Here is a 16,543-nt window from a genome sequence, read left to right on the forward strand (position 1 = left end):
GCCCCCAGGCCTCAGAAGGCCTGGCCCAGCTTGCGCACCAGATCGCCCAGGCGCCAATCGTCGATGCCGTGCGCGCGCAGCGCGCGCTCGGTCTCCACAACATAATCCAGGCAAGGCCCCGAATGGCCCACGGCATTGCGCACCGACGCCAGCAGGCGGTCGTCGCTGATGCCCGCCGCGTACTCCTGGCAGGCCCGGTTCAACAGGAATACCAGCCCGCGCACCGGCGCGGCCTCCGTATGGCAGGTGAGCCAGCGGGGCGAGTAGGCGCCGGTGACCATTTCGCGGAGCCACAGCGCCTGGAACACCCCCGGCACGTCACACGCGGCAATCTGGAAAGCCACGCCGCGGCAGCAGCCGCCGCGGTCCAGGCCGAACACCAAGCCGGGATTGTCGGGCGAGCCGCGATGGTCGTGCGACCACAGGCATAGGGACCGGTGGTAGCCGCGGACGGTCGCCAGCCGGCGTTCGCGCCAGGCGAAACCGGGATGCCATATCAGGGAGCCGTAGGCGAACACCCACAGGTCGTCGACGCCGTTCCAGCCGACCAGCAGGTCATCCACCGAAAGCGCGCGCCGCGAATTTGCCGTACCGGCGCAGCCGGCGGGTACTGCCAACGACATAGGGTCCTCTGATATCCCGATTCATCCCATGATGGGAGTGGGGATATCCTACGCCGTAGCCTGCGCAAAAGAATTGCGTGATGCAGGCCGGCCGGCGGGCCGAATGGAATTTGCATCCCCGGCGGCCCCTGCCTTGGGAAAAAAATTGCGCGCGCCCGCCTACACCGCGTTCAGCGGCAATTCGGTGGTGCTTTTGATGACTTCCATTGAGAAGCTGGCGCTGACGTCCAGCAGGTCCACGGCGGCGATCAGGCGGCGGTAGAAGCGGTCATAGGCCGCCATGTCCTCGACCACGACCTTGAGCAAATAATCGACGTCGCCCGCCATGCGGTGGAACTCCACCACATTGGGCAGGGCCATCACGGCGTTGATCAGGCTTTGGGTCCATTTCTCGTTGTGCTGGCTGGTCTTGATGGACACGAACACCGTCAGGTTCAGGCCCAGCGCGCGGGGATCCAGCAAGATGGCGTTGCGGGCGATGACGCCGTCATCCTTCAGCTTCTGGATGCGGCGCCAGCACGGCGTGACGGACAGATGCACCTGCTCGGCGATCTCGGCGACCGAACAGGTGGCGTCCTTCTGCAGCAAGGCCAGTATCTTGATGTCCGTCTGGTCCATGGGTTTCCTCGGCTGGATCGGCCCCAATGTTGCCTGTTCCGCCTGCCCGCGTCCAGCCTGCGCCGCCGGACTTCAGTAGGTCCCGGGGTAGCCGCCGCCATCGATCAGGATGTTCTGCGCGGTCATGTAGCCGGCCTGCGCGGAACAGACATAGGCGCACAGGGCGCCCAGTTCCTCGGGCTGGCCATAGCGGCCCGCCGGGTTGGCGCGTCCGCGCTCGTCCCAGAGCTGCTCGAAGCTCTTGCCGTCGGACTGTTCCAGCATGCCTTGTATGTGCCTGACCTGCGCATCCGTGGCGAAGGCGCCGGGCAGCAGATTGTTGATGGTGACGTTGTGGCGCACGGTCTGGCGCGCCAGGCCGCTGACGAAGCCGACCAGGCCCGAACGCGCGCCATTGGACAAGCCGAGCTCAGCATGCGGCGCCTTCACGCTGCGCGACACGATGTTCACGATGCGCCCGAAGCGCCGCTCCGTCATCCCGTCCACGACCCGCCGGATCATGTCGATGGGCCCCAACATCATGGCGTCCAGCGCGGCGATCCAGTCGTCGTGGCTCCAGTTGCGGAAGTCGCCCGGCAACGGACCGTCCGCGTTGTTGATCAGGATGTCCGGGTGGGGACAGGCGGCCATGGCCGCGTCCCGGCCATGCGCCTGCGTCAGGTCGGCCGACACCCAGCCCACCCCTATTCCGGTTTCATGGGATATCTCGGCCGCGGCCTGCTCCAGCGTGGCCGGGTTGCGGGCGGCGATCGTGACCGCCACGCCTTCCCGCGCCAGTTGCAGGGCGCACGCCCGGCCCATGCCGCGGCTGCCGCCGAATACCAGTGCCGTCTTGCCGCTGATCCCCAGATCCATGCCTGACTCTCCTGTCATTGCGCTGCCCGGCGCAGCGTTGCGCCCAATCAGACCAGTATAGGAGCGCCGGGCTCCCTGGCGGGATGGAATTTTTTTCCAATCCGCGCCCCTGATGCGCCCGATTTGGCAAAGGCATTCCAGCGCAAGCTCCTACCATGGAAACTCTGCCTGGAGGCCTGCCATGTCTTCCATCCAACTCGCCGGCGGCGACCTGCAAGCGCTATGCGCATCAGTGCAGGCGGCCCAACTGAACGCCGCGCGCGCTGCTGCGCGACCTGGCCGCCAGCGTCGCCAACGCCGGCGACATGCTGTGCAACCTGCCCGCGGAGCTGCGCGGCGGACGGGCCGAGTCCTACGCCCGCCATATCGCCTACGCCGATCCGCATGGGGCCTTCACCATGGCCTACCTGATCTGGCGCCCCGGCCAATTCAGCCCGGTGCATGGCCACAAGACCTGGTGCACCTACCAGGTGCTGCAGCGCGCACTCACCGAAACCCACTACCGCTGGGATCTGGAGTCCGCCATCGCCCGGGCCTGCGGCACGGTGGCCCGCCATCCGGGCGACATCGTCACCGCCACGCAGGGACTGCGCCAGATCCACCGGCTGGGCAATGCCGGCCCGGACATCGCCGTATCGCTGCATATCTACGGCGTGGCCCGGGACGACCTCTGCACCGGCGTCAATCACCTGGTCGACAGCGTCAACCCATCCACTGGCTGACCGGCGCGGCCGCATCCTGCAGGGGCTGCGCCACCACGTCGATCAGCGCCGGGCCATCATGCTCCATCGCTGCCTTGATGGCGGCATCCAGCTTGGACGGATCCTCCACGCGCCAGGCCTTCACGCCATAGGCCTCGGCGATGCGGGCGTGGTCGGTGCGGTTGAAGTCCACGCTGTAGTAGCGCTTGTCGTAGCCCGCCTTCTGGCTGGCCTTGATCCAGCCATAGACCGAGTTCGAGAACACCACCATCAGCAGCGGCGCCTTGTGCCGCACGATGGTTTCCAGTTCGCCCACCGTGAAGCCGAAGCTGCCGTCGCCCATCACCGAGACGCACTTGGACTGGGGCCGCCCCACCCAGGCGCCCAGGGCGGCCGACATGGAAAAGCCCAACGCGCCGTGCGCGCGGTTGGTGATGAAGTGCCGGCCGGGGCGCGACACGTCGTAGTAGGCGGAAAAATACGGGCAAGGCGTGCCGGGGTCGGCGCAGACCACCGCGTCGTCGGGCAGCAGGCGGTTCAAGGATTGCACCACGCGCTCCGGGCGGATGGGCGCGTCCAGGCTGTTGGCCAACGGTTCCAGCTGCGCCCGGCGCGCCTCTTTGGCGCGGCCGGCCAGCACCGCGCCATCGGCCGCGTCCGAAGGACGATGCGCCAGGCGCGCCTCCACCTCGACTCCCAGGGCTTCCAGCGCCAGCTTGGCATCGCCCACCATGCCGACTTCGGTCAAGTAGTTGGCGCCAATCACCATGGGATCGATGTCGATGTGCAGAATCGGCACGTTGCGGTTGGGGAAGCGCCAGTGCTCGGTCGAGGTGGAGCCCGCGCGGCAGCCGACAAACAGCACCACGTCGGCCGCGGCCACCACGTCGCGCGTCGCCATCACCCCGCCGTTGGAGCCGACCACGCCCGCATTCAGGGGATGATTGTCGGCCAGGCTGCCCTGCCCGCTCACGGTCACGCAGACCGCGGCCTTGAGCGCTTCGGCCAGTTCCTGCAAGGCGCCGCTGGCGCCGGCGATGACCACGCCGCCGCCGCAGATGATCACCGGCGCCCACGCGCTGACCAGCCGCTGCGCGGCGCGCGCAACGTCCAGGGGATCCGGCGCGTAGCGCATCGCCGGGAAACGCCCATGTTCGGGCTGGGCCCAGACATCGGACGCATCGACCTGCTGCTTCATCACGTCGTACGGAAAGCACAGATGGGTGGCGCCGGGCTTGCCGGTCGTCATGGCGCGGAAGGCCGCGCGCACCATGCCGGGGATCTGGTCGGCGCGGTCGATGGTGCGGTTCCACTTGGTCAGCGGACGGTACAGCGCTTCCTGGTCCAGTTCGGTCAACGGGTACTTGCCGCGCGAGCCCACCGCCACGTCCGAGGTGATGCCGAGCACCGGGATGGACGATTCGTTGGCCTCCACCAGGCCGGGCAGCAGGTAGGTCGCGCCGCCGCCGCTGGGGCCTTCGCACACGCCGACCTTGCCGGTCACGCGGGCATAGGCGTCCGCCATGTAGCCGGCGCTGCGCTCGTCGCGCGTCAGGATGTGCTGCATGCCGTGGTCCAGCCGGTACAGCGCGTCGTAGAACGGCAGGCTGGTATCGCCGCACAGGCCGAATATGTGCTTGACGCCGTTGTGCTGCAGCATGCGCACCATGGCTTCGGCGCCGGTCATGTTTTCCATGTCATCTCCACTTGTGTTGCACGTGCCGCGGCCGGGCGCTCCTGCGCCAGGCCGCGCGCCGTTCAGTTGTCCAGATTGATGTTGCTGCTCTTGATGAAGGCGCTCCAGCGGTCGTATTCCGACTTCACGTAGGCGTCCAGCGCCGGGCCGTCGGAGGCCACGATTTCGAAGCCCGCGTCCGTCACCTTCTTGCGGATTTCCGGGTCGGCCAGCACGGCCTTGAAGTCTGCGGTCAGCTTTTTCACCGTTGCTTCCGGCGTGCCCTTGGGCGCGAACATGCCGCTCCAGGAATAGGCGACAAAGCCGGGGAAGCCGGATTCCGCCACGGTCGGCACGTTGGGCAGATCGGGCAGGCGCTTGTCGCCCGCCACCGCCAGCGGCTTGATCTTGCCGGCCTGGATCTGGCCGCGCAGGGCGGCGAAGCTCAGCCAGGTCATGCTGGCCTGCCCGCCCACCACCGCCTGGATGGCCGGTCCGCCGCCGCCGTAGGGCACATGCAGCAACTCGACCTTCGACAGGCGCTTGAGTTCTTCGGGCGCCAGATGGTTCAGCGAGCCCACGCCGGTGGATGCGTAATTGAACTTGTTGGGCGGCTGCTTGGCGGCCGCGGCCAGGAATTCCTTCAGGTTGTTCCCCGGCACGCTGGGGTTGGCGCCCAGCACCAGCGGAAAGCGCACCGTCTGCGAAATGGCGACGAAGTCCTTGAACGTGTCGTAGGGCAGCTTGGGCTTCACCGCAGGGTTGATGCCGTGGTTGTCGAAGCTGACCAACAGCGTATTGCCGTCGGGTTCGGCGCGCGCCACGAAGGCGGTGGCGATCTGGCTAGCCGCCCCCGGCCGGTTCTCGACCACGACGGCGCGGCCGCCCAACTGCTGAGACAGGCGCGGCTGCAGGATGCGCGCCAGGATGTCGGTGCTGCCTCCTGGCGGATACGGCACGACCAGCACCAGCGGCCGCTCTTCCGCGGCAGCAGCCGGCGCGGCGACGAAGGCGCCTGCGGTGGCGGACAGCATGCATAGCGCAGCCAGTCCGCGCTTTATCCCGTGATTCATAGCTTTTCCCCTGCTTGTATGGTGTTGGCCGGCGCTGCCGTGGCGGGTTCGGCCTGGTCCCGCATGTAAATCGTGGAAAAACCCGTGCGTATGACGTCGGTGATCTGGTCCAGGCGGCGGCCGATGTGCGCGCTCATCAGGCCCGGCAAGGCGTCGACGTCACGCCGCTGCAGCGCCTCGACGATACGCAGGTGTTCGCCCTGGGTATGGCGGCGGCGCCCTTGCTGCATGTCGATCCAGCGCACGAAGTGGATGCGGGCGTTGACGCTTTCCAGCGCGCGCACGAATTCCTCGTTGCGCGAGTAGCGCGCCAGCGTCAGATGGAAGGCCTCGTCCAGTTCCAGCAGGCGGGTGGCGTCGCTGTCCTCGGATACGTCGCGGGAGCGCTCGACGAATTCGCGCAGGCTGGCCAGCTCTTCGTCGCTGGCGCGCTCGCAGGCCGCGCGCACGATGCCGGCCTCCAGCACGGCGCGGTACTCGTAGAGGCTGTGGATCTGCTTGGCGTCGAGCAGGCGGGCAATAAAGCCGCGGTTGACTGACCGGGTCAGGAAACCTTCGACCATCAGCTGGTTCAGCACCTCGCGTAGCGGCGTGCGGCTGACGTTCAGCCTGCGCGCCAGCTCCACCTCGTTGATGCGCTCGCCGGGCTTGAATTCGAAACGCACGGCCATGGCCTTGACCGCGCCGTACAGCTCCGCCTGCGCTTCCTTGGTGCGCGCCGCGGGCCGGATTGCGATTGAGGATTGCGTCATGCCGGATCACCTGGGTTCGGTTGAATCGTCGGGAATGAACTGCATACTAAAGTGCATACACTTTGAGCAACAACCCGGGTTTCCCCGAATGCGGACTGCCGCCGGCCCTACCCTCAGGCGCCGCGGATCGGCAAACGCGGGGCGAAAAAAAGCCCGCAACGCGGAACGTTGCGGGCGGTTTGTTCTTGCGGCGGCGGGTATCGCCTGGCGCTTACAGGCCGGTATCCAGCGTGTAGTGGGCGCCGTCCTTGTTTTCCAGGGTCAGCGTCGAAAGCGTGGGCCCCGCCGCTGCCGCATCCTGGCTCACATGGATGCGCAGGTTTGCCAGCGGCACGTCCCAGCCGCCGCTTGCGGTTTCGGCGCCCACGCCGGCCACCAGCGCCAGGCGCTCGGCGACCGCGCGCGCGTCGGGCGCCCGGGCATCGATGCGCAGCAGGCTGCGCGCGCCGTTGGGATGCGCCATGAGTTCAGGCGACCACACGCATTCGGGCGTCAGATGGCGGCAGAAATACATGCGGATGCCGGGCAAGGGCTGCTCGGCGAAACGCACGGTGTGGAAGCGGGCCTGGACTTCCTGACCATCCAGCATGGCGGGACGGCTCAGTTCCTGGACCGGGTTGACGGCGAACCCGGCCGCCAGCAGGCGCTCGCGGGTGGCTTCGGCGTCGTAGGTGCGGAACACCAGCGCCTCCAGCCCGAACGGCGAGTCGGCGATTTCCTTGCGGGCGGGCGGCGCGCCGGGCGGCCAGCCCAGCAGTTCGACATAGGTGCCTTCCAGCACGATCAGCCGGTTGCACGACCCCAGGTTGTGCACCGCCTTGTCGCTGAGCTGGAAGCCTTGGCGTTCGAAATGCGGGGCCAGCGCATCCAGCCGGTCGCGCACCATGACCACGGCATGGTCGAATTCAGTGCGGCCGACGGAATGCAGCATGATGGCTCCTGGATCAGACGAGCTTGCCGTGGCACTGCTTGTACTTCTTGCCGCTGCCGCAAGGGCACGGGTCGTTGCGGCCGACCTTGGGCAAGGCATTGCGCACGGGCTGGGCGCCGCTTTCCGGCTCGGACTGGGCCAGCGCTTCGTCGTAGTCGGAATGGTGGTACTGCACGTTCTGCACGTGCGGCTGAGCCGCTTCGGCCTCGGCCTGTTCGACCTGTTCCTGCGACTGCACGCGCACCGTCATCAGCACCCGGACCACGTCGTCGCGGATGCGGTCCAGCATGCCCGAGAACAGCTCGAAGGCTTCGCGCTTGTATTCCTGCTTGGGATTCTTCTGCGCATAGCCGCGCAGATGGATGCCCTGGCGCAGATAATCCAGCGCCGACAGGTGCTCGCGCCAGTGGGTGTCGATCGCCTGCAGCATGATCGAACGCTCGAACTGCGACCAGGATTCCGTGCCCACCTGGTCGATCTTGGCCTGATAGGCGTCGCGCGCGGCGCCCACCACGCGTTCGCGCAGCTCGTCGTCGGTAAGGTTGGTTTCCTTTTCCAGCATTTCCGTCAGCGGCAGCTGCAGGTGCCAGTCCGCCTCCAGCGCCTTCTGCAGCGCCGGCACGTCCCACTGCTCTTCCACCGATTCCGGCGGCACGTAGGTGTTGAACATCTCGGTCACGGCGGCATCGCGCAGGTTCTGCACGGTGGCGCCCACGCTGGCCGCTTCCAGCACATCGTTGCGCTGCGAATACAGCACCTTGCGCTGGTCGTTGGCGACGTCGTCGTACTCCAGCAATTGCTTGCGGATGTCGAAGTTGCGGCCTTCCACCTTGCGCTGCGCGGTCTCGATCGAACGCGTCACCATGCCTGCCTCGATGGGCTCGCCCTCGGGCAGCTTCAGGCGTTCCATGATGGCGCGCACGCGGTCGCCCGCGAAGATGCGCATCAGCGAGTCTTCCAGCGACAGGTAGAAGCGCGACGAGCCCGGATCGCCCTGGCGGCCGGCACGGCCACGCAGTTGGTTGTCGATACGGCGCGATTCGTGGCGCTCGGTGCCGATGATGCGCAGGCCGCCAGCGGCCTTGACCTGCTCGTTCAGCGGCTTCCATTCAGCGCGCACCTTCTCGATGCGGGCGCTCTTTTCGGCGTCGGACAGCGCCTCGTCGGCGCGGATCAGGTCGACCTGCTTGTCGACGCTGCCGCCCAGCACGATGTCGGTGCCGCGGCCCGCCATGTTGGTGGCGATGGTGATGTGGCCCGGCTTGCCGGCTTCGGCGACGATCTCGGCTTCGCGGGCGTGCTGCTTGGCGTTCAGCACTTCGTGCGGCAGCTTGGCCTTCTTCAGCAGGCCCGACAGCAGCTCGGAGTTCTCGATGCTGGTGGTGCCCACCAACACCGGCTGGCCGCGTTCGTGGCAGTCCCGGATGTCATCGAGAATGGCGTTGTACTTTTCGCCGTCGGTCTTGAAGACCTGATCGTTCTGGTCCTTGCGGACCATGGGCTTGTTGGTCGGGATGATGACCGTTTCAAGCCCGTAGATTTCCTGGAATTCGTAGGCTTCCGTATCCGCCGTGCCGGTCATGCCGGACAGCTTTTCGTACATGCGGAAGTAGTTCTGGAACGTGATCGACGCCAGCGTCTGGTTCTCGTGCTGGATCTTTACGCCTTCCTTGGCCTCGACCGCCTGGTGCAGGCCGTCGGACCAGCGGCGGCCCACCATCAGGCGGCCGGTGAATTCGTCGACGATCACCACTTCGCCGTCCTGCACCACGTACTGCTGGTCGCGGAAGAACAGCGTGTTGGCGCGCAGCGCCACCATCAGGTGGTGCATCAGCGCGATGTGGCGCGGGTCGTACAGCGACTCGCCTTCCGGCAGGATGCCCAGGCGCGACAGGATGCCTTCGGCGTTCTCGTGCCCGGCTTCGGACAGATAGACCTGCTGGCTCTTTTCGTCGACCCAGTAGTCGCCTTCGGGTTCCGGCTCCTGCGGCTTGGGCTCGTGCGCCATGCGCTTGAGCAGCGGCGGCACCGCGTTCATGCGGACGTAGAGTTCGGTGTGGTCTTCGGCCTGACCGGAGATGATCAGCGGCGTGCGGGCCTCATCGATCAGGATCGAGTCCACTTCGTCGACGATGGCGTAGAACAGGCCGCGCTGGCGACGGTCTTCAACACGGTATTCCATGTTGTCGCGCAGGTAGTCGAAGCCGAATTCGTTGTTGGTGCCGTAGGTGATGTCGGCGAGATAAGCCGCCTTCTTTTCCTCGTTGGGCTGCTGCGGCACCACCACGCCCGTGCTCAGGCCCAGGAAGTGGTACAGGCGCCCCATCCATTCGGCGTCGCGGCGGGCCAGGTAGTCGTTCACCGTGACCACGTGCACGCCCTTGCCGGCGATCGCGTTCAGGTAGACCGGCAGCGTCGCCATCAGGGTCTTGCCTTCGCCCGTGCGCATTTCGGCGATCTTGCCGCTGTGCAGGGCGATCCCGCCCAGCATCTGCACGTCGAAGTGGCGCATGCCGAACACCCGCTTGCCCGCTTCGCGCACAACCGCGAAGGCTTCGGGCAGCAGGTCGTCCAGGGATGTGCCCTGGGCGTGACGGGAACGGAATTCCTCGGTTTTGGCCGCCAGCTCCGCGTCGGAGAGCGCGGAGATCTTGGGTTCGAACCCGTTGATCTGGGTTACCAGCTTGCGATACTGCTTAAGCAGCCGGTCGTTGCGGCTGCCTATGAGTTTTTTGAGCAGAGAAACCATGCGTATGTCGGCCGCACGAGCCACGCCGCGCCCACGAAAGGCCGGAGCAGCGTCACCCGTGACTTGATGTTATTGGTTGAGCGGGGGTCCGCTGGGAAACGAACCAGTTTAACGCACATGGAGCGCAATAGCCTGAACCTATGGCCAGGGTAGCACTGCCGGCCTGTTTGACCGGCGCGGACCGCCCAGGTTCACTGGGCGGCGTGCGCCACCGCGGAGGGCGGCGCGGTCTGGTGCGGTCCCAGGAACAGGCGCGGGTCCAGCGGCTGCCCGGCCAGACGGACTTCGAAGTGCAAATGCGGGCCGGTGGAACGGCCAGAACTGCCCACGCGCGCCACTTGCTGGCCGCGTTCGACCAACTGCCCCTGCTTCACCATCAGGGAAGACGCGTGGGCGTAGCGGGTGATCAGGCCATCGCCGTGATCAATCTCGACCATATTGCCGTAGCCCGGCTGGAACTTGGATTCCAGCACGACGCCGCCGGAAGCCGCCAGGATGGGCGTCCCCGGAGGCGCGGCGAAATCCAGGCCTTCGTGCATGGCGCTGCGGCCCGTCACGGGGTTGCGGCGCCAGCCATACGACGAACTGAGATAGGGGTAGTCGGTGATAGGCATGGCGGTCGGCATGCGCGCCTGGTCCGCCGAGCGCTTGGTCAGCGCCGCGTCCAGCAGCTTCAGGTTGTCCGACTGCTGGGCCAGCCTGGCCTGGATCTCGTCGAGCTGGCGGCCCAGCGCCTCGGCCGAGGCCGCGCTGGGCGGCGGATGGTCAGTGAACAGATCGTCCATGACCTGGGTGGCTTCGGGCTGAGTCAGCGCCTCGGGCTGCGCCACGGCCAGTTGCTTGGCCAGCTCGGGATCGGTGTAAGCCACGCCGGCCACCTTGGCCACGCGCTGGCCCAATCCGTCGATGCTTACCAGCTTGGCCTGCAACGCCCCGACCTTGGCGGCCAGCAGATTCATGTTGCCGCGCAGGAAATCGGCGTCGCGCCCGGGCTGGCCCGCCAGGGGCCAACCCACGGCATGTACGGCCGGCAGGATCGGAGTAAGGTATCGTTGTAAGGCGGCGCCAAAGATGGCAGCCGTGATCAAGGCGCCCCCCATGAACAGCGCGAGGCGCGCGCCGCCCAGGGTGAAATGCCCGTCCCGCCCGTCGCGGGCGTGCATAATCACGATTTTCAAGGTTTGCTTCCTAATTCTTAGAGCCGGCATGAATAGACCCACTTCATACCGTCAACGTTCCAGTTCCAGCCGGCGGAAAGAAGATACCGCCCTGGGATGGCTGGGTCATGACATGCGGGGCGCCGGCGTTCTGGCGACCGCCCGCAAGCACTTGCAAATCCAGTACGCGGTGGCGGCGGTTCTGCCCGCCCCGCTGGGCGCCGTGTGCCAGGTGGGCAAACTGGAAAACCAGTGCCTGCACCTGGTGGTGCCTAGTGCCGCGCATGCGGCCAAGATGCGTCAATTGGCTCCGCGCATAGCGCGGACCCTGGCAGACCAAGGCTGGAACCTTAACGAAATCGCCGTCAAGGTACAAGCGGGTTTGCCCAAACCCGGCGCCCGCCAGCCGCGCCCTCCCAAAGAGGCGCAACCGCTGGGCGACACCGCCCTGGGCGCATTCGAGTCACTGCACGACAACCTGCGGCCCGGACCTCTGGCCGACGCGGTCGCCAAGCTGCTGAAGCACCACAAGAGTAGCTGAAGCCGGCAGCGTTGTCCGTGATCCGGGAGGTCCGGAAACGAAGCGAAACCAAGTTGTCGGACGGATCCATCCTATGGTTTGCCGCCGGTTTGCACCTTAAGCGCTAGGGGATGACAGCCGTCACCCTCCTCGGGCAGCCCCCCAGGAGCCTGGCCGCGCACAATGAGGGTGCGGACGTCGCGGAGCCGGCTTTGCCGGTCCGCCCTTGTCGCCGCTTAATGGGGCCGCGTCAGCGGGTAGGACGTGACCCTTTACCCAGCCCTCAGGCCAGTTGCCACTCGTGGCGAAACGCCTGCGGCGCCTCAGCCTGGGATTCGTAGGTGATCAGTTCCCAGGCGTCGCGCTGTTCCAGCAGCGCGCGGGCCAACTGGTTGTTCAGGCCATGGCCCGACTTGCACGCGACGTAGCGCGCCACCAGGGGCTTGCCCAACAGATACAGGTCGCCGATGGCGTCCAGGATCTTGTGTTTTACAAATTCGTCGTCGTAGCGCAGCCCGTCACTGTTGAGCACGCGGTACTCGTCCATGACGATGGCGTTGTCCAAGCTGCCGCCGCGGGCCAGGCCCATGGAGCGCAGGGCCTCGACTTCGTTGACGAAACCAAAGGTGCGCGCACGGGCAATTTCACGTACATACGAATGCGTGGCGAAATCGATCTCGGCGAAATTGGCCGTGGAGTCGATGGCGGGGTGGCGGAAATCGATCGAGAACGCCAGCGCGTAGCCCTCGTGGGGTTCCAGGCGCGCCCATTTCTCGTTGCGGCCTTCGCCTTCGCGCACTTCCACCGGCTTCAGGACGCGGATGAATTGCTTGGGCGCGTTCTGCTCGACGATGCCCGCCGAGCGCAACAGATAGACAAACGTGGCCGCACTGCCGTCCATGATGGGGACTTCTTCGGCAGTGAGGTCGATATGCAGGTTGTCGATGCCCAGGCCGGCCAGGGCCGACATGAGGTGTTCCACCGTCGACACGCGGACATTGCCCTGCTGCAGCACCGATGCCATGCGCGTGTCGCCGACGCCAGTGGCCTGCGCGGGCAGGTCCACGACCTGCGGCAGATCGACGCGGTGGAAAACGATGCCCGTATTCGGTTGTGCCGGGCGCAAGGTGAGCTCGACCCGCCGTCCGGAGTGGACGCCGACGCCTGTCGTGCGGACGAGATTCTGAATGCTGCGCTGTCGGAACATGAGACTTTGGTGTTTTTGAGCCAGGAAGCCGGCAAGAAGACAAGCAGATTGCCGGCGTAACTGACGTATTGTAACGCTGTCCGATCCCTGGCGCCATGCGGCGTCCGGATCGACCGATACCTCCGTCCCTTATTGAAACCGTGCAAGGGAAACACGGACCGCTCTGTCTCCGGCTTGCCTGTGGGGACAGGCAAGCCGGAGATGAGGGAGTGCGTTTAGAGCCGAAAATCGGCTCTTAGGTTCAATCCGCTTGCTTGCGCAGGAATGCCGGGATGTCGAAATGATCCATACCCGAGCTTTCCAGAGCACGCACCTGAGCCGACGCCTGGCTGCGCGGATTGCGCATGACAGACGGCATGTCCAGATTGCGGTAATCGCCTTGACCGCCAGCCGGCATCGTGCCCATGGGCATGTTGTCGGTGCCGGTACGCAGCACTTCAGCGGTGTTCTGCACCAGCTGCGGACGCGCTTGCGCACGGCCCAGGCCGGTCGCGACCACGGTCACGCGCAGGTTTTCGCCCATGGTTTCGTCGTAGGCGGTGCCGAAGATCACGGTCGCGTCGTCCGAAGCGTAGCTGCGGATCGTTTCCATGATTTCGCGCGTTTCGCGCATCTTCAGCGAGCGGCTGGCGGTGATGTTGACCAGCACGCCGCGAGCGCCGTTCAGGTCCACGCCTTCCAGCAGCGGGCAAGCAATGGCGTGCTCGGCGGCCACGCGGGCGCGGTCTGCACCCGAAGCCGACGCCGTGCCCATCATGGCCTGGCCCTGCTCACCCATGATCGTCTTGACGTCTTCGAAGTCGACGTTGACGTTACCTTCGACGTTGATGATTTCGGCGATGCCTGCGCAAGCGTTGTGCAGGATATCGTCGGCGGAACGGAAGCAGTCTTCCTGCGTCGCGTCCTCGTCCATCAGTTCATAGAGGTTCTCGTTGAGCACCACGATGAGCGAATGCACGTGCTTGGCCAATTCCGAGATACCGTCCTCGGCCATCTTCAGGCGCTTGTTGCCTTCGAAGGTGAAGGGCTTGGTGACCACGCCCACGGTCAGGATGCCCAGTTCCTTGGCGACTTCGGCCACGACCGGACCTGCGCCGGTGCCGGTGCCACCGCCCATGCCGGCGGTAATGAAGACCATGTGTGCGCCGTTCAGCGCGGCACGGATCTCCTCGCGCGCGGTTTCAGCCGACGCACGTCCCTGCTCGGGCTTGGCGCCCGCGCCCAGGCCAGTGCGGCCCAGACGGATCTGCACCGGGGCGTTGGTCGCCGCCAGTGCCTGCGCATCGGTGTTGGCGCAGATGAAATCCACGCCATGCACACCGCTGCGAATCATGTGCGCCACGGCATTGCCGCCCGCACCGCCCACACCAACGACCTTGATAACGGTCCCTTTGGTGTTGTTCTCAAGCATCTCAAAGTTCATCATGATGACTCCCTCACAAGTCCGATTTCGCAAATCACAAAAATTCCCCAACCAACCTATGTTTTGTGAATCGCCTCAAACTCGTCGCCGGACGGGCCCGCAACGGGTTTGAAGCGCCTCCCCTCTTCTGGCCCGGCCCGCGATACCGCTGCGAACCGCACCAAGGACAGGCCCCAACCTGCCCTTTACAACTCAGTTCATGAACCATTCCTTCATGCGCGCCAGCAGGCTCTTGAAATTGCCTGTCTGGGCGGCGACCTTGCGGCCGCGCACGCGCTGCATCCGTGCTTCCTGCAACAAGCCCATCACCGTCGAGAAGCGCGGATTGCGCATCACATCGGCCAGGCTGCCTTCGTATTCGGGCACCGCCACGCGCACCGGCTTGAGGAACACGTCCTCGGCCAGTTCGATCATGCCGGGCAATTGCGCCGAGCCGCCGGTCAGGACCACGCCGGAAGCCAGCAGATCCTCGTAGCCGGAGTCGCGCACGACCTGCTGCACCAGCGTGAACAGCTCTTCCACGCGCGGCTCGATCACCGCGCCCAGCGCCTGGCGCTTGACCTGGCGCGGACCGCGGTCGCCCAGGCCCGGCACTTCCACGGACTCGTCCGGGCTGGCCAGCACCTGCTTGGCCACGCCGTAACGCAGCTTGATTTCCTCGGCATCGGGCGTGGGCGTGCGCAGCATCGCGGCGATGTCGTTGGTGATCTGGTCGCCGGCAATGGGCAGCACGGCGGTGTGGCGGATCGCGCCGCCGGTGAAGATGGCCACGTCGGTGGTGCCGCCGCCGATGTCGACCAGCACGACGCCGAGCTCTTTTTCATCGGCGGTCAGCACGGCCAGGCTGGAGGCCAGGGGCTGCAGGATCAGGTCCTGCACTTCCAGGCCGCAGCGGCGCACGCACTTCACGATGTTCTGGGCCGCGCTGACCGCGCCCGTCACGATATGCACGCGCACTTCCAGGCGCAGGCCGCTCATGCCGATGGGCTCGCGGATGTCTTCCTGGCCGTCGACGATGAACTCCTGCGTCAGCACGTGCAACACCTGCTGGTCGGTCGGGATGTTCACCGCCTTGGCGGTCTCGATGACGCGGGCAACGTCGGTGGCGGTGACTTCCTTGTCCTTCACGGCGACCATGCCGCTGGAATTGAAGCTGCGGATATGGCTGCCGGCAATGCCGGTGTAGACGTCGCGAATCTTGCAATCTGCCATCAGCTCGGCTTCTTCAAGCGCGCGCTGAATGGAATTCACAGTGGTCTCGATATTGACGACCACGCCCTTGCGCATGCCGCGCGATTCGTGCTGGCCGAGGCCCAGCACTTCGAATCGCCCTTCAGGCAAAATTTCAGCCACCACAGCCACCACCTTGCTGGTGCCGATATCGAGGGCGACGATAAGGTCCTTGATGTCACGGGTCATGGCGTTAGCGTTTCTTGGGAGGTTTCGGTATGGATTTGGATTTGGTTTCCGACGGCGGCAACGGGGCCAGCGCCAGGGCGAAACCATTGGGATAGCGCAAATCGGCCTGCGTTACGGTGCGCCCTTCCAGGCGCCCCGCCACGGCGGGCCACGCCTGCACAAAACGTTGAATACGGGCCGCGAACGGCAAGGCACCCGGCAGGCCATGCGGATCCGGCGCATCGGCGCCCGGATCGCGGCCCAGGTCCAGCGACATGCCGTTGGACAGCACCACGCGCCAGGCGTAGCGCGGACTCAGGTCCAACTGCGTGACGTGCATGTCCAGCGGAGCGAACCAGCGCGCCAATTCGGCGTAGCGCTGCACGACCAGCGACTCGGAGCCCTCCGGACCGGAGAACTGCGGCAGCACGGTCTCGTCGTCCACCTCGCCCGTGTTGGCCGTGAACGCCTCGCCCCAGGTGTTGATCATCTGGTTCTCGTTCCACAGCGCCAGGGGCTGCTGTTCTTCGATCCGCACGCGCAGCACGTTGGGCCAGATCCGCCGCACGGTGGCGTGCCGGACCCACGGCACCGATTCGAAGATCTCGCGCGCGTCGTCCAGGTCCACCGTGAAGAAGTTGCCCTTGAAGCGGCCCGCGATCGCCGATCGCACCGCCCCCGTCGACACGTAGTGCAGCTCGGTGTCCGGCATCGATTCCAGCTCGATGGCCTGCAGCGTGAAGAACGGGCGTTGCGCCACCCACACCACGCCCGCGACGAGCATGGCGCAAACCGCCAGCACGGCCAGCGTGTTGGCGATCAGGTTGGTGGTGCGAGCGTCGTTCCACACAGAGTATCCGG

The 16,543-nt window shown here is 65.9% G+C and carries 14 protein-coding genes and 1 pseudogene; 2 read left to right on the forward strand and 13 right to left on the reverse strand.

The genetic code is table 11. From position 1 onward, the window contains the following. Nucleotides 1-11 precede the first annotated feature (11 nt). The 3 genes from FOC84_RS08335 to FOC84_RS08345 all read right to left on the reverse strand — a co-directional run bounded on the left by FOC84_RS08335 (nt 12) and on the right by FOC84_RS08345 (nt 2,096). Entirely contained in the window at nt 12-623 is a 612-nt protein-coding gene (locus tag FOC84_RS08335) for a gamma-glutamylcyclotransferase (RefSeq protein WP_173144021.1), read from the reverse strand. A gap of 159 nt (nt 624-782) precedes the next feature. Then, entirely contained in the window at nt 783-1,241 is a 459-nt protein-coding gene (locus tag FOC84_RS08340; RefSeq protein ID WP_173144022.1) for an Lrp/AsnC family transcriptional regulator, read from the reverse strand. Nucleotides 1,242-1,313: 72 nt separating this feature from the next. Further along, nucleotides 1,314-2,096, reverse strand: a complete 783-nt coding sequence (locus FOC84_RS08345; RefSeq protein ID WP_173144023.1) for an SDR family NAD(P)-dependent oxidoreductase — start codon at nt 2,094-2,096, stop codon at nt 1,314-1,316. A 181-nt stretch (nt 2,097-2,277) separates the two neighbouring features. Here FOC84_RS08345 and FOC84_RS08350 point away from each other — a divergent pair. Next, nucleotides 2,278-2,818: pseudogene (locus FOC84_RS08350) on the forward strand (cysteine dioxygenase). Here the strand turns inward: FOC84_RS08350 and FOC84_RS08355 are convergent. The 6 genes from FOC84_RS08355 to FOC84_RS08380 form a co-directional block, all read right to left on the reverse strand. Further along, on the reverse strand, nt 2,799-4,493 hold the full coding sequence (locus tag FOC84_RS08355; protein WP_173144024.1) for a thiamine pyrophosphate-binding protein: 1,695 nt from the start codon (nt 4,491-4,493) through the stop codon (nt 2,799-2,801). The pseudogene FOC84_RS08350 and the gene FOC84_RS08355 sit on opposite strands and share 20 nt — an antisense overlap. A gap of 62 nt (nt 4,494-4,555) precedes the next feature. Then, nucleotides 4,556-5,545, reverse strand: a complete 990-nt coding sequence (locus FOC84_RS08360) for a tripartite tricarboxylate transporter substrate binding protein (protein WP_173144025.1) — start codon at nt 5,543-5,545, stop codon at nt 4,556-4,558. Then, nucleotides 5,542-6,297: a GntR family transcriptional regulator gene (locus FOC84_RS08365; protein ID WP_173144026.1), complete on the reverse strand. Its 756-nt coding sequence runs from the start codon at nt 6,295-6,297 to the stop codon at nt 5,542-5,544. The genes FOC84_RS08360 and FOC84_RS08365 overlap by 4 nt, the downstream gene beginning before the upstream one ends. Before the next feature lie 211 nt (nt 6,298-6,508). After that, a complete protein-coding gene (locus FOC84_RS08370; RefSeq protein WP_173144027.1) occupies nt 6,509-7,228 on the reverse strand; it encodes a VOC family protein in 720 nt (239 codons plus the stop codon). 13 nt (nt 7,229-7,241) lie between these two features. Then, complete coding sequence (gene secA / locus FOC84_RS08375; RefSeq protein ID WP_173144028.1) at nt 7,242-9,977, reverse strand: preprotein translocase subunit SecA; 2,736 nt, start codon at nt 9,975-9,977, stop codon at nt 7,242-7,244. Nucleotides 9,978-10,168: 191 nt separating this feature from the next. Further along, a complete protein-coding gene (locus FOC84_RS08380; protein WP_173150016.1) occupies nt 10,169-11,140 on the reverse strand; it encodes a M23 family metallopeptidase in 972 nt (323 codons plus the stop codon). 127 nt (nt 11,141-11,267) lie between these two features. Here FOC84_RS08380 and FOC84_RS08385 point away from each other — a divergent pair, with 127 nt between their 5' ends. Continuing rightward, nucleotides 11,268-11,675: a DciA family protein gene (locus tag FOC84_RS08385; RefSeq protein ID WP_173144029.1), complete on the forward strand. Its 408-nt coding sequence runs from the start codon at nt 11,268-11,270 to the stop codon at nt 11,673-11,675. 262 nt (nt 11,676-11,937) lie between these two features. Here FOC84_RS08385 and lpxC read toward each other — a convergent pair whose 3' ends face one another. From lpxC to FOC84_RS08405, 4 genes are all read right to left on the reverse strand, one after another. Beyond that, complete coding sequence (lpxC, locus tag FOC84_RS08390) at nt 11,938-12,861, reverse strand: UDP-3-O-acyl-N-acetylglucosamine deacetylase (protein ID WP_059373723.1); 924 nt, start codon at nt 12,859-12,861, stop codon at nt 11,938-11,940. A 241-nt stretch (nt 12,862-13,102) separates the two neighbouring features. Further along, nucleotides 13,103-14,287, reverse strand: a complete 1,185-nt coding sequence (ftsZ, locus tag FOC84_RS08395; RefSeq protein WP_173144030.1) for a cell division protein FtsZ — start codon at nt 14,285-14,287, stop codon at nt 13,103-13,105. 189 nt (nt 14,288-14,476) lie between these two features. Continuing rightward, nucleotides 14,477-15,703, reverse strand: coding sequence for a cell division protein FtsA (ftsA, locus tag FOC84_RS08400; protein WP_006217473.1), 1,227 nt, complete (start codon nt 15,701-15,703; stop codon nt 14,477-14,479). A 4-nt stretch (nt 15,704-15,707) separates the two neighbouring features. Continuing rightward, the gene (locus FOC84_RS08405) at nt 15,708-16,532 is read right to left on the reverse strand and encodes a cell division protein FtsQ/DivIB (protein WP_088138601.1); all 825 of its coding nucleotides are present in this window, start codon (nt 16,530-16,532) and stop codon (nt 15,708-15,710) included. Nucleotides 16,533-16,543 lie beyond the last annotated feature (11 nt).

The organism is Achromobacter pestifer, from assembly GCF_013267355.1.
Lineage (GTDB): Bacteria > Pseudomonadota > Gammaproteobacteria > Burkholderiales > Burkholderiaceae_B > Achromobacter > Achromobacter pestifer_A.